General features: G+C 41.1%; 14 protein-coding genes. 8 read left to right on the plus strand and 6 right to left on the minus strand.

Going from position 1 to position 13,686, the window contains the following annotated elements; all coding sequences use genetic code 11:
- Positions 1–60: 60 nt before the first annotated feature.
- The 3 genes from E0H80_RS01360 (at position 61) to lon (ending at position 3,651) form a co-directional block, all read left to right on the plus strand.
- Positions 61–441, plus strand: coding sequence for a MerR family transcriptional regulator (locus tag E0H80_RS01360; protein ID WP_131362473.1), 381 nt, complete (start codon positions 61–63; stop codon positions 439–441).
- 49 nt (positions 442–490) lie between these two features.
- On the plus strand, positions 491–1,078 hold the full coding sequence (locus E0H80_RS01365; protein WP_131362475.1) for a 5-formyltetrahydrofolate cyclo-ligase: 588 nt from the start codon (positions 491–493) through the stop codon (positions 1,076–1,078).
- Between the two features lie 146 nt (positions 1,079–1,224).
- Positions 1,225–3,651, plus strand: coding sequence for an endopeptidase La (gene lon / locus E0H80_RS01370; RefSeq protein ID WP_067863449.1), 2,427 nt, complete (start codon positions 1,225–1,227; stop codon positions 3,649–3,651).
- A gap of 245 nt (positions 3,652–3,896) precedes the next feature.
- On the opposite strand, the gene E0H80_RS01375 is transcribed toward lon, so the two are convergent.
- The gene (locus E0H80_RS01375) at positions 3,897–4,853 is read right to left on the minus strand and encodes a M28 family peptidase (protein WP_131362477.1); all 957 of its coding nucleotides are present in this window, start codon (positions 4,851–4,853) and stop codon (positions 3,897–3,899) included.
- Between the two features lie 154 nt (positions 4,854–5,007).
- Between E0H80_RS01375 and rlmH the strand changes: the two genes are divergently transcribed.
- From rlmH to E0H80_RS01390, 3 genes are all read left to right on the plus strand, one after another.
- The gene (gene rlmH, locus E0H80_RS01380) at positions 5,008–5,490 is read left to right on the plus strand and encodes a 23S rRNA (pseudouridine(1915)-N(3))-methyltransferase RlmH (protein WP_131362479.1); all 483 of its coding nucleotides are present in this window, start codon (positions 5,008–5,010) and stop codon (positions 5,488–5,490) included.
- 206 nt (positions 5,491–5,696) lie between these two features.
- Positions 5,697–6,473, plus strand: coding sequence for a dioxygenase (locus E0H80_RS01385; protein WP_131362481.1), 777 nt, complete (start codon positions 5,697–5,699; stop codon positions 6,471–6,473).
- Between the two features lie 149 nt (positions 6,474–6,622).
- Positions 6,623–7,390 carry an META and DUF4377 domain-containing protein gene (locus E0H80_RS01390; RefSeq protein ID WP_131362483.1) on the plus strand — a complete coding sequence of 256 codons (768 nt, stop codon included), beginning with the start codon at positions 6,623–6,625 and terminating at the stop codon, positions 7,388–7,390.
- Between the two features lie 71 nt (positions 7,391–7,461).
- Here the strand turns inward: E0H80_RS01390 and gdhA are convergent, their stop codons facing one another.
- Positions 7,462–8,808 carry an NADP-specific glutamate dehydrogenase gene (gene gdhA / locus E0H80_RS01395; protein WP_228259928.1) on the minus strand — a complete coding sequence of 449 codons (1,347 nt, stop codon included), beginning with the start codon at positions 8,806–8,808 and terminating at the stop codon, positions 7,462–7,464.
- Between the two features lie 343 nt (positions 8,809–9,151).
- On the opposite strand from gdhA, the gene E0H80_RS01400 reads away from it, so the two are divergent.
- Entirely contained in the window at positions 9,152–9,946 is a 795-nt protein-coding gene (locus E0H80_RS01400) for an RnfABCDGE type electron transport complex subunit B (protein WP_131362485.1), read from the plus strand.
- Between the two features lie 3 nt (positions 9,947–9,949).
- Complete coding sequence (gene nth / locus E0H80_RS01405; protein ID WP_131362487.1) at positions 9,950–10,645, plus strand: endonuclease III; 696 nt, start codon at positions 9,950–9,952, stop codon at positions 10,643–10,645.
- Between the two features lie 2 nt (positions 10,646–10,647).
- Here the strand turns inward: nth and E0H80_RS01410 are convergent, their stop codons facing one another.
- From E0H80_RS01410 to E0H80_RS01425, 4 genes are all read right to left on the minus strand, one after another.
- Positions 10,648–10,830 (minus strand): hypothetical protein, encoded by a 183-nt coding sequence (locus E0H80_RS01410; RefSeq protein ID WP_131362978.1) that lies wholly within the window; start codon positions 10,828–10,830, stop codon positions 10,648–10,650.
- Between the two features lie 97 nt (positions 10,831–10,927).
- Positions 10,928–11,587 (minus strand): adenylate kinase, encoded by a 660-nt coding sequence (gene adk / locus E0H80_RS01415; protein ID WP_131362489.1) that lies wholly within the window; start codon positions 11,585–11,587, stop codon positions 10,928–10,930.
- Between the two features lie 83 nt (positions 11,588–11,670).
- The gene (locus E0H80_RS01420; protein ID WP_131362491.1) at positions 11,671–12,987 is read right to left on the minus strand and encodes a hypothetical protein; all 1,317 of its coding nucleotides are present in this window, start codon (positions 12,985–12,987) and stop codon (positions 11,671–11,673) included.
- Between the two features lie 63 nt (positions 12,988–13,050).
- Complete coding sequence (locus E0H80_RS01425; RefSeq protein WP_131362980.1) at positions 13,051–13,569, minus strand: hypothetical protein; 519 nt, start codon at positions 13,567–13,569, stop codon at positions 13,051–13,053.
- Between the last annotated feature and the right edge of the window lie 117 nt (positions 13,570–13,686).

Raw genomic sequence — 13,686 nt, forward strand, 5'->3', positions numbered from 1 at the left:
AATTGTGCTAGCATAAAGTCTGTACCTAGGTACAGAGTCAAGCCATATTGAGGATGTTTTATGCTCACCATAGGAAAACTGGCCAAACAGTGTCATGTCAATGTCGAAACCATTCGCTATTATCAACGGATCGGCTTAATGCGGGTGCCAGAAACCACGCAGAGCTATCGCTATTACAACGATAAAGACCTGGAAACTTTAAGCTTTATTCAAAAAGGTAAAGACGCAGGTTTGCAACTCAGTGAAATACACGAATTACTGCAACTTCAACTGGATGATCGCGAGCAAGTGCGACATGTCATTCAGCAACGATTAGAAAAAATCGATCAAAGAATTCAGGAATTACAGGCGCTAAAATCACGTTTAAGCGGTTGGGTCGATGAATGTAAAACCACAAATGAGAGTTGCTGTCCGATTTTGAAGCAACTTAAAAACAGTTAAACTGCAAAACAATGAATATTTTGATGTTTTTTAGGGGGACAAATAAGCGATGTCAGTAGATCTAAAAATTTTACGCCAACAACTTAGACATCAACGTAGAACCGTGTCCCCTTTTGCACAAAAGCAAGCCCAACAACAGGTGTTGAACCAGCTAATACGCCTTAAACAATTTCAGCACTCAAAAAAAATTGGCATTTACCTGCATGCCTTTGGTGAAGTCCAGACCAGAGACATCATTGAATACTGTTTTAAACAGCATAAAGATGTTTATCTGCCGATGATTTGCACGATGAATCAGCAATTACACTGGGTCAAAATTACCCGACAGCAATATCGAAACAATCAATTTTCACATCATCCCTTTGGCATGAAAGAACCAATGGCCAGTCGCGGCTTACATGTGTCTAAACTCGACCTGTTAATCATGCCTTTATTGGCCTGCGATATTTACGGTACACGCATTGGCATGGGTGGCGGATTTTACGACAAAACCTTAGCCAGTGCGGGGCAGCGCCCTTTTCGCTTGGGAATTGCACATGACTTTCAGTTGATTAACGCACGCTTGCATCGCGAAACTTGGGATCAACCCCTCGATGCCTTAATTACACCTTCAAAATATTTACATTTCAAACGTTAAACGGCTATTTTTGACACTTAGGAACACTTTAAAATCACACATTTACTCATTTTTTATACATTTTCATTGACCCTGCCCTTGTAATTTTTGAAATACACTTCACTATAAAAATATGGCAACACCGTTGTTACTCATTAGGAGTGCTCATGTCTGAAATTATTATGAATCAAGAAACCTTAGCTTCTGAGGTTCCCCATGTATTACCACTTTTAGCGCTACGAGATGTGGTGGTTTATCCACACATGCAAATTGCGTTATTTGTCGGTCGTGAAAAATCGATCAAAGCAGTTGACGTGGCTCGTAACAGTGACAACCTTGTATTTGTAGTTGCACAACAAGATTCTCTTACAGAAGAAATTGATCACGACAACTTATATCAATACGGTACTGTCGCGAAGATTGTGCAAGTTGTGAATCATGAAAATGATGAAAACTGTATCAAAGTACTCATTGAAGGTATACAGCGTTCTAAACTGGTAAAAATCATCGACAATGATGAATATTTATCGGCCGAACATGCAGTTAGCCCAATGACCGTTAATATTGAAGCGGATTCTCAAGAAACCCGTGTGCAAGAACTGCGCGCTTTATTTGCCCAATATGCAGAAGCAAAATTACGTAATGCACGTGAATTGATTACTGCTGCAAATAAAATCGATGATTTGTTGCAACTGTTGTTCTTCGTGGCCACTCGTGTGCCGTTGAACATCGATGTAAAACAAAAATTCTTGGAACATGATGACTTTGAAGCACATTTGACTGAACTCATGACTTATCTGTTACAACAATCTGAAGAACAACAGATTGAACAGACTTTGCATGATTCGGTAAAACGCCAAATGGAGAAAAACCAGCGCGAATATTTCCTGAATGAAAAAATGAAGGTGATTCAGCGCGAACTTTCTGACATGAATGGCGGTGCGGAAGATGACGTTGCAGAAATTGAACGTCGTCTTGAAGAAGCTGATTTACCCGAACACGTGCGTAAAAAAGCGGAATCTGAATTCCGTAAACTTAAAGCGATGCAACCTGCTTCAAGTGAAGCTGCTGTGGTGCGCAATTATATTGAGGCGATTTTAGATACGCCTTGGAATAAAGCCAGTAAAGTCAGCATTAACCTGAACAAGGCACAAGAGATCTTAGATGCCGATCATTACGGTCTAGATGAAGTTAAACAACGTATTGTTGAATACCTCGCTGTTCAATCACGCGTTAAAAAACTCAAAGGTCCTATTCTTTGCCTGGTTGGCCCTCCAGGGGTAGGTAAAACTTCACTCGGTGAATCGATTGCCAAAGCCACAGGCCGTGAATTTGTGCGTATGGCTTTAGGTGGCGTGCGTGACGAAGCGGAAATCCGTGGTCACCGTCGTACTTATATTGGTGCAATGCCAGGTAAAGTGGTGCAGTCTTTGACCAAAGTAGGCGTGAAGAACCCACTGTTCTTGCTCGACGAAATTGACAAGATGGCACAAGATTATCGTGGCGATCCTGCTTCTGCCCTGCTTGAAGTACTAGATCCATCACAAAACAATAAGTTCAATGATCACTACTTAGATCTTGATCTTGACCTGTCTGAAGTGATGTTCATCTGTACCGCAAACAGCATGAATATTCCTGAAGCTTTGCTTGACCGTATGGAAGTGATTCGTCTACCGGGTTATACCGAAGAGGAAAAAGTCAATATTGCTGAGCGTTACCTGGTTCCGAAAGCCATCAAAGATAACGGTTTACGTGGTAAAGAACTGACCATTCATGAAGAAGCAATTCGTGACATCGTGCGTCGTTATACTCGCGAAGCGGGTGTACGTAGCCTTGAACGTGAAGTGTCAAAAATTGCACGTAAAGTCGTGAAAGAAGCAGTTAGCAAAAAAGCTAAAAACTTGCATATTGATGTGACGGCTGAAAACTTGTCTGATTACCTGGGCGTTCATAAGTTCGACTTCGGTATGGCAGAAGAAGAACCGCAAGTGGGTCGTGTAAATGGCTTGGCGTGGACATCAGTGGGTGGTGAATTGCTTTCCATTGAAGTTGCAGCCGTAAAAGGTAAAGGCAAGTTCATTACCACCGGTTCCCTCGGTGATGTCATGAAAGAATCCATTACTGCGGCAATGACTGTGGTTCGTACCCGTGCAGATGAACTCGGTATTGAAGCTTCAAGATTTGAAGAAACCGATATCCATGTGCATTTACCGGAAGGTGCAACCCCGAAAGATGGTCCATCTGCAGGTTTGGCATTAACCACTGCCTTGATTTCTGCCCTCACTGGTATTCCTGTTCGCGCGGATATTGCCATGACAGGTGAAACCAATCTGAGTGGTCGTGCAATGCGTATTGGTGGCTTAAAAGAGAAACTTTTAGCAGCCCATCGCGGTGGCATTAAACTGGTGTTTATCCCTCAAGAAAACGTCCGTGACTTGGTAGAAATTCCAGACAATGTGAAAGCGGGTCTTGAAATTAAAGCAGTGAAAAGTATCGATGATATTTTGCCGCTTGCTTTAACTGACATGCCGAAACCTTTGCCTAAAAATCCGATTGTAAAACCGGTTGAAGAAAGCAAAGCTGCGCGTCATTAATCGCATTTGGATACAAAAAAGAGAGCTTCGGCTCTCTTTTTTTATGATGAAAAGTTTTACTATATTAGTGAAGCATAAACTTGAAAAATATACATCTGACCCTCATTTATTATTATAGAAACCCTAATGCGTTGTAAGTTTCTGATTAATAAGTTATGTGAATGGTCATCTACATCTCCAGGTGGATGACCTTTTGATCGCAGTTCCAGTACTCATTCAGGGACTGCGTTTTTTATGCGTTTTTATCAGTCAGATTGAACCATTAAATTATAAACCAACCCCTCTACTACATTGGCCATTTTTCCAATATTGAGTGTTTTTAAGGTATCTCCCTTGGTATGGTAATGCTTATTTCGAAAAGAAGCGGTATCGGTAATCATCATCGCGGGAATCCCGAACTTCCAATAATTCACATGATCAGAAAATTCCATTCCAGATACAAAAGAGGGTGCTACCAATCTTTGACACTCTAAACGGTTAAGAATTTGCATGGCTTGACAATACTTTGCTCCTAACTCATAAGACTGTAAATTACTCACAGCTGCAATAAAATTACCATGACTTGGATAAACCCACTTCAAACCGGCCGGATATTGCTGTACCAAATTTTCATCATAGTAGCCAATCATCTCTAAAATATAGACCCCACCAATCTGTTGCTTTTGCGCTTGTACCGATTTGGCATGCACATAACTTCCCATTTTCTCGGTTTTGAAAAATGGCGGTTCTTGCAAGGTATAAAATACAAATTCTACATTGTTTGCCAGTTGGGATTTTTGTTGTGCCAGAATGCGTGCCGTCTCAATCACTCCTGCAACACCCGAAGCATTGTCATCGGCGCCCTGTTGCTCCTCAAACACATCATAATGCGCACCGACAATCACTTTGTCAGAATGACCTGCCGTTAAAGTGCATACGACATTTCGATAGCCCAATCCATTCACCGAATAATTCTGATACTGGCACGGAATACCAAACAGACGCATCTGTTCTTTAATCCATGCAGAAACACGTTGTAATTCTGCTGTATTTTTATGATTACGATGGCCCTGCTGACCGACGATTTGTTCCAGATAAACCTTTAAATTATCGGTACTGGCAGGTGTAAGGCTAGGCAATGCCCAAATCGAGGTATTAAAAAAAAGAGTGCAAAGGAAGGTACTTAACAATAATCCTAACTGGTGATTCCTCTTTAATATCATTTATTGTTATTCCTCTCTTATTATTCATATTTAATCCATTGCTGAGGATTAAAGCAGCATCTCGCTCGAATTTTCAATTTCAATTTGTTGCACAAAATAATTAAACCCCGTTTTAGCGTTTATAATAACCATGACTTTCAAATCATCGAATCTTATGAAAATCCGTATTATTACCATCGGTCAAAAAATGCCAGCTTGGGTGCTCACTGGTTTTGAAGATTATTTCAAACGTATTCAGCCTTTTGTTCAGACTCAAATTATTGAATTACCCATGGCAAAACGCGGTAAAAATGATTCGGAAGCGGATATTTTAAAATATTGCCAAGTTGAAGGGGACAGCATTCTGAATGCACTTAAGCACAATGAGACCCTGATTGCACTTGAAGTCGGCGGCAAAGAGTTCAGTACGGAGAAACTGGCGGAAACTATGAAAGGCTGGATGCTTGAAGGTAATGATGTGGTTTTGGCCATTGGCGGGCCAGATGGTCACTCTGAGGCCGTGCGTAAAGCCGCAGCCTGGCACTGGTCATTGTCCAAGCTGACCTTGCCCCACCCGATGGTTCGAGTGATGCTGATCGAGCAGCTATACCGTGCAATGACTATTAACCATAATCATCCTTACCATCGTGCAGGGTAAATCAGCAGATTGAATGATTTATTTTGGTTTTTTACAAAGCTAAAATAAGCTCATTGTTAGCGATTTGTCTTGATGAGACGACGATTTAGCTGGTTTTCTCATCGTTGCATATATGCAACAACATGTTGAGATAAACTCTATTTATTCTATATGTTCTTTTTGGCATCATCATCTCAATCTAGATAATTTGAATTAGGCGCATTGTCATGAATTTACAAACTTTACCCGGTTTATTTATTTCACATGGATCACCCATGCTGGCGCTTAATCCAGAGCAAGTCGGTCCAGCACTAGAGCGTTTGAAGCTAAACCTGCCTAAACCAGAAGCGATTATTGTGATGTCGGCACACTGGGAAAGTAATGCACTGGAAGTGAGCAGCAGTATACGTCCTGAAACCTGGCACGACTTTCGTGGCTTTCCCGCAGAACTTTACGAAATGCGCTACCCTGCGCCGGGGCAACCAGAACTGGCTGAAGAAATTCTGCACCTTTTAGCAGATGCAGGCTTGGCTGCACATGCCAACAGCACTCGCCCTCGTGATCATGGGGTCTGGATGCCATTGCTGCATATGTATCCCGACGCGGATATTCCTGTAGTTGAAATTTCATTACCCATGAACTTGTCTGCTAAAGATATTTATAAAATTGGTCAAACCCTAGCTCCGCTGCGTGAAAAACAGGTGTTAATTATTGGTTCGGGCAGCATTACCCATAATCTGGCTGAGCTTGCTTGGCGTGGAGAACCTGCTGAAGTACCCGAATGGGCATCAACCTTTCGCAATTATGTTGTCAGCAAACTAAACCATAGCGATTATGAAAGCGTACTGGACTGGAAAAATATTCCCTATGTAGAACGCAATCATCCAAGCTTGGAACATTTCGCACCGCTATTCTTTGCAATGGGAACCGGTCAGCGATTTAGTATTGTACATAGCAGCTTTAGTATGGGTTCACTCGGTATGGATATTTATCGTTTTGACTGATGTCTACCCACTTATAATTTTTTATTAACAATCAACAAAAAAATAGTTATGGATACATATTGATACTTAACTCATCAGAATGTATCCATATTTTTTAAATAGTCCTACGTTATTCTATTAAAAATTCTTCTAAACCCAGTACTTTTAACATGAAATTTAAATTTTTAGCGATTGCCCTTTTTCCTCTTACCCTTGCAGCTTGCCAATCAGGTGATCTTCAAAAAGCTGGAGATGTTGCCGTGTCGGTGTTACAACAACAAAATGCAGACAAAACCTTGGCTTCTTATCAATGGAGCACCAGTACCGGCAGTGCACCTAAACCTCTGGTGCTTCATTTTGATGATAAAGGGCGTCTTGCCATTGCAACCAGCTGTAATGGTATGGGAGCGAGCTGGAAAGTAGAAAATAATCAAATAGTGACCGATAATTTAATGGGCACCCAAATGGCATGTGAAACTCAAGCCATGGAACAAGAAAAAGTAGCTAAAGATTTATTTAATAATCGAAAAGCACCTTTTGTATTAGATTTAAAAGATCCGCAAAATCCAACGTTAACGATCCTTTCTGCTACAGGTCAAAAATACGTTTTTACTGGAAAAATGACACCTGAAACTAAATATCAGAGCCAAGCTGAAACTATTTTCCTGGAAATTTCACCTGAAACTAAACCCTGTACAGGTGTAGCAGCACAAACCTGTTTACAAGTTCGTGAACTCAAATATAACAACAGTGGCGTAAAAACCCAGATCGATAAAAACTGGACTTTATTCTACGATCAGATTGAAGGTTTTGAGCATAATCCTGCTGAACGCCAAGTAATTCGGGTAAAGCGTTATGAAATTAAAAACCCGGCAGCCGATCAGTCTAAATATGCTTATGTACATGACATGACTATAGAGCGCGCAACTGTAAAATAATTCTGCTTATTTCAGATCCAAAAAAAACCGAGGCCATCACCTCGGTTTTTTATACTCAAGAAAATATATTCTTAGAATACGCCTTGAGCCAACATCGCATCGGCAACTTTTACGAAGCCCGCAATGTTTGCACCATCAACATAGTTTACAGAACCATCTTCTTTAGTACCGTATTTAACACAGTTGCGATGAATTTCTTTCATGATTGCATGTAGACGTTCGTCAACTTCTTCAAAAGTCCAGCCTAAACGAATCGCGTTTTGCGACATTTCAAGACCAGAAGTTGCTACACCACCGGCATTCGATGCTTTGCCTGGCGCATAAAGAATGTTCGCTTCAACGAATTTCTCAACAGCCTCTAAAGTAGACGGCATGTTTGCGCCTTCAGCAACAGAGATCACGCCATTTGCAATCAATTGAGCCGCATCATCAGCATCCAACTCGTTTTGAGTTGCACATGGAAGCGCGATATCACATTTGATGGACCAAGGACGCTTGCCTTCAAGGTATTCAAAACCATGTTTAGACGCGAATTCTGAAATACGACCACGTTTAATGTTTTTAAGTTCCATCACTTCAGCAAGAAGTTCTTCAGTAAAACCGTCTTTAACGTAAACAGTACCCGCAGAGTCAGAAAGTGAAACCACTTTCGCACCCAAATACATTGCCTTTTCAGCAGCATATTGCGCAACGTTACCAGAACCAGAAATCGCTACCACTTTATCTTTGAAGCTATCGCCACGAGTTTTCAGCATTTCCTCAGCAAAATAAACTGTACCGTAACCTGTTGCTTCTGGACGAGCCAATGAACCACCGAAAGTCAGACCTTTACCTGTGAATACGCAAGCAGTGTCATTACTCAATTTCTTCATCATGCCGGCCATGTAGCCAACTTCACGACCACCCACACCAATATCACCAGCAGGGATATCTGTATTTGAACCTAAGTGACGATAAAGCTCGATCATGAGTGCTTGGCAGAAACGCATGATTTCGCCTTCAGACTTACCTTTAGGATCGAAGTCTGAACCACCTTTACCACCGCCCATAGGGAGAGTAGTGAGCGCATTTTTAAACGTCTGTTCAAAACCTAAGAATTTAAGGATTGAAAGGTTCACTGATGGATGAAAACGCATTCCACCTTTGAATGGACCGATTGCTGAATTGTACTGTACACGAAATGCACGGTTAACATGAGTTTGGCCTTTGTCATCAACCCAAGAAACACGGAATTGAATCGCACGTTCTGGCTCAACTAAGCGTTCAAGTAGACCATGATCAGCATACTCTGGGTTCTTTTCAATGAACGGCCAAAGGCTAGTCATTACTTCTTCTACAGCTTGTAGAAATTCAGGTTGATGTGCATCACGTGATTTAACGTAATCTAGGAAGTCGTTAAGGCTGTTATATTTCAACACTTAATCCTCAGCAGAAAGATGGATCAAAATTGGTCAAATTTCAAAAAATGATAATTTTTGGCGCAAAATATTAAATAGCTTTTGTAACAATAGCACAATACTTTTTTTTAAAAAAATTAAATAATATTTAATAACATATATTTATTTCAATTATAACCATTTTTTATCTGACTACCAAAGCAATGCTGCCTCACTGTTTTTGTTAGCTTTTCGCCCAAAAAAAATGCGCTTATAGCGCCATTTTCGCGCATAAGATTAAAGTGGGAAATCATGCTAAAATCATCCAATTCGTTTTAATCTTCTTTCGGTATGCTGCTATTTCTTCAGCATTCGTGGTTTACACATGAATTCGCAAATTGCTCTCATCCAAAATATTGATGCCCTTCTCCCCCAAACCCAGTGTGGCTTATGTGGTCATCGGGATGGATGTTTACCTTATGCAAAAGCCATAAGCGAAGGTGAAGAAGCCAATAAATGTGTTCCGGGTGGTCAACCTGTTGCCGATGCCTTGGCCAACTTATTGGGTCGTGCCCCACTAAAAGCCGAAGAAAGTGTTTGGCCGATTCAAAGTGATGGTCGTCCACAACGTATGAAAGCGATTATCCGTGAAGATGAATGTATTGGTTGTACCAAATGTATTAGTGCCTGCCCTGTAGATGCCATTATCGGTTCGGGTAAACTCATGCACAGCATTTTGACTGACCTGTGTACCGGTTGTGAACTGTGTATCCCGCCCTGCCCGGTCGACTGTATTGATTTGATTGCAGATCATCATGAAGTGCCCAATGAGAATATGCGGGTTGCGGAACAAAATGACTTACGAAATCGTTACTATTCACATATTCAACGTGAGGAAAAACAACGTTTAAACCGTAAAGGTCCCGTAGTGCGTGCAAATATTGATACCGCATTATTTGCTCGTTTTTCAGCACAAAATGATAGCGTTCCTGACATTCTAATCACTCTAAACGAAGCCAAACCAACTGTCCAGGTAGATGCTAAATCAACCATTGAACTTGCAAAAATTCGCACACAAATCAAAAAATTAGAAAAACAGCTTAGTGTTCGTGATGATGAAAAAAAACGTCTACAACTCGATCAACTTAACCACCAACTCAATGCTGTGCAAGGAACATAAAGAATGCCTGTAAAGAATATGACTAAAAAACAAATTCAGGTATTTTTTGAGCGATTACGCGAGCAAAGGCCTCATCCGAAAACCGAACTGAATTACAGCAGTTCTTTTGAACTGTTAGTGGCGGTAACGCTTTCTGCGCAGGCAACCGATGTCAGTGTCAATAAAGCCACCGACAAGTTATTTCCTGTTGCCAATACACCGAAAGCCATTTATGCACTTGGCGTTGATGGCTTGAAGGAATATATTAAAACGATTGGCCTATATAACGCTAAAGCCGAAAATGTTATCAAAGCCTGTAAGCTACTGATCGACAAGCATAACAGTGTTGTTCCCAATAATCGTGCAGATCTAGAGGCATTGCCTGGTGTTGGACGTAAAACAGCAAATGTAGTGCTGAATACCGCCTTTGGTCAGCCAACCATGGCAGTCGATACCCATATTTTTCGCGTCGGTAACCGAACTGGACTGGCGACTGGAAAAAATGTGTTAGAAGTTGAACAGCGACTGGTTAAAGTCATTCCTAAAGAATTTATCATTGACTCTCATCATTGGCTGATTTTACATGGTCGTTATTGTTGTATTGCACGTAAGCCAAAATGTTATGAATGCGTGGTGTCTGATGTCTGCCAGTGGCCGGATCGGTTTGAATTTGGTGCAGCGAAAAGCATTCCCGTAAAAATGATTGAAGATAAAATCTAACTTCAGTTTTTATCTTTATTTTTTTGCTGCACTTTAGGATGTAGCTGACGCTCGGGCTGACTATTTTTCTTTTCTACCGCTTCCTGCTTTTCTACGCGGCGCAAGAATTTAAAACTTTGTACCATTAAAGCCAATACTACAATACCAAAAAAAATTACCAATACTACTAAGCCAATTTTTAGCAAGGCATCACCTTCAAAATAGTGCACAAATTAAAAGAGCCCTAATATGACTTAGGACTCTTTTAATGTCAAAACATTCACTGCACCAAGGGCAGGTGAATTATTTTGATTGATCTAAAATCGCGAACAAATCGGTTTGAACTTCTTCAATCGGACGCAGACCATTCAATTTGTCATAAGTCGGTGCATTTTCGCCAGAAGCTGCACGACCTTGATAGAAACCGACCAATTGTTCAGTTTCAGTATGATATGAACCCAAACGTTTACGAATCGTTGCTTCTAGGTCATCTGGACGCTGAACCAAATCTTCACCCGTTTCATCATCTTTACCTTCCACTTTAGGCGGATTGTAAACAAGATGATAAATACGACCAGAAGCTGCATGCTGACGACGACCTGAAAGGCGTTGCACGATTTCTTCATCAGGCACATCAATTTCGATCACGTGGTCGATATTAATGCCTTCACCTTCCAAAGCTTCTGCTTGAGGAATCGTGCGTGGGAAACCATCAAAAATGCAGCCGTTTACACAATCAGGTTGAGCAATACGTTCTTTAACCAGACCGATGATGAGTTCGTCAGATACGAGACCACCGCTTTCCATCACGCTTTTAGCTTTAAGACCTAATTCAGTACCTTCACGAATTGCAGCACGGAGCATATCACCGGTTGAAATTTGTGGGACATTGTAGCGCTTACAGATCAACTGAGCCTGTGTACCTTTACCTGCTCCAGGTGGTCCGAGTAATATAATGCGCATAAAAAAACATCCTCATTTAACAATGTATATGACACTTCGTTCAGGTCGAATCTAATTGATTCAACCCTCAGTCCAGCATCTAATTATAAGAAAGCCACAAACAAATGGATTGTACCCGCTATAAATCCAGTTACGCCACCCAGCAGAATCAAAATCCATTCATCTTCCTGAAAAGCAGGACGGAGTAAATTCTGAAACTCTCTTGGGGTCAGCTCTAGAATACGGTCTCTAAACATTTGATAGATTTTCTGTGCACGGCTCGCATTAAAAGCAGGGTCGCATACAGGCACCATCGTAATTTCAATTGAGCGATCGATCAAGTCTGTCTTGAGTTTTGCGTACTCTTTTGGACCTAATGAGAGCTGTAAAGATGTTCTAACCAGCGGTGTTTCCATAATTTGATTAATATGGCGCTTAACGATACGGCGAGTTTTATTTTTCTTCCCGCCATACATCATCTCAGTCATGATCGATTTTAACGTAATTAGGTCTTCTGTCACCACTCGCGCAAATACATCTGACACTTCTTCTTGGCGTTTCATAAATGCGCCCTGAATATTGTAGGTGCCAATACGTAGCATGACAGGTTTCACCCAAGGAAACTTACGGTTTTTGGTTAATTCAAAGAATTGCGGATAACGGACATAATGCGGTTCAAGCGGATTAAATACCATCCAGATCGCAATCCAGTTGGTCAGAAAACCCCATACCGCAGCCCAAAATGGCACAGTCCAGTGCCAAGGCACAACAAACCAGACTATCATCTGGAATATACCAAAGAACATCCCGATTAACGCGCTAATATGCCAAATAAAGTTGATTTCTTTCTGTCCAACCTTAAGAAACATATTCACCATTAAACGGCGATCACCTTCCATTTGGCGAACCACCATTTCACGCATATCCACAAGTGACTCGACGTTCATGGTCAGTTCGGTCACAAGTTCTCTTAAGATACCGGGTAACTGTTTATGTGCCTGAGCATAAATACGGCGCTTAATCGAATAAGGCAGGTTTTCCCAAAATACCGCATTACGTTCAAGCATCATCTCATCAATGATGTGTTCAAGTTCAAAGCCAACCTGTTCACCAATGATACGTGCCATGTCTTCAGGATCCATCGCATCCAGAAATTCGCGCAATGAACCCAGTTTTGACAGGGTATTATCGGTAATAATCCCTGAAATACGACCGGCTTTACGTGGCACAATTCCCTGCCAGCCGATGGGTAATGAACCTAAATGGAATCCCCAAAATGTAATGGGATAAAAGACCATTTTAAGCGCCATCCACACATGTGCCCAAGTGACAAAAGCAGTTACAGGAATAATGCTAAGTACTGCCCAGAAATCTGGGCGTTTCAAGAAGGTTTGCCACAATTCGTTGACGTACTCAAGCATGCATAATATCCATTTTAATTTTTAATCACAAAATACTAAATCGTATAAAACTGAACATTCTCACTATAAACCGATACTTAAAGTATAGGAGAATTGTATTCTCGGCTCTGTTTCAGCCACCACATTACCATTTCTATCTTCTAACTCTTCACCCGCACCAATACCGATACTAAAACTGCTAATGCGTTCCTTGCTTAACAAAACATAGGCCAGATCTACACCCGCCCCAAGTTGTGCTTTAAGTTCATTGTCTACACTTTTACTATCAATATGTCCTGCATATACCCCGAGATAATACCCATTTTTATCTTTCCCCGTCAGATGATATGGATATCGAAATCCAACCTGCCCCCCAGGAGTATAATCATCATCTATAAATACGCCGGCCTTGGCATAGGCGATTCCGTATGGATTAACCCATTCGGCATTTACATGAATCATTTCCTGGGTGAATCCTGCCCCAACATTCCAGGCTTTTGCACTTTCAGGTGTTAATTTCGCTTCTGGTAAATACGGATTGTCTTGTGCATGAGCTACATTTGCGAGCGCAAAAAATGCCAACAAAGAATATGCTTTTGTGATTATTTTCATCGTTGTCCTTAATTTTATTTTTAATACAGTCCTTTTTTCAATTTTGACTTTAGCAGAATTATCAGAACTCTTATATACTGCACCTTACAATTTTAATGTCTGTAAAGT

It is taken from the genome of Acinetobacter sp. ANC 4779, from assembly GCF_004331055.1.
In the GTDB taxonomy this organism is placed as follows: domain Bacteria; phylum Pseudomonadota; class Gammaproteobacteria; order Pseudomonadales; family Moraxellaceae; genus Acinetobacter.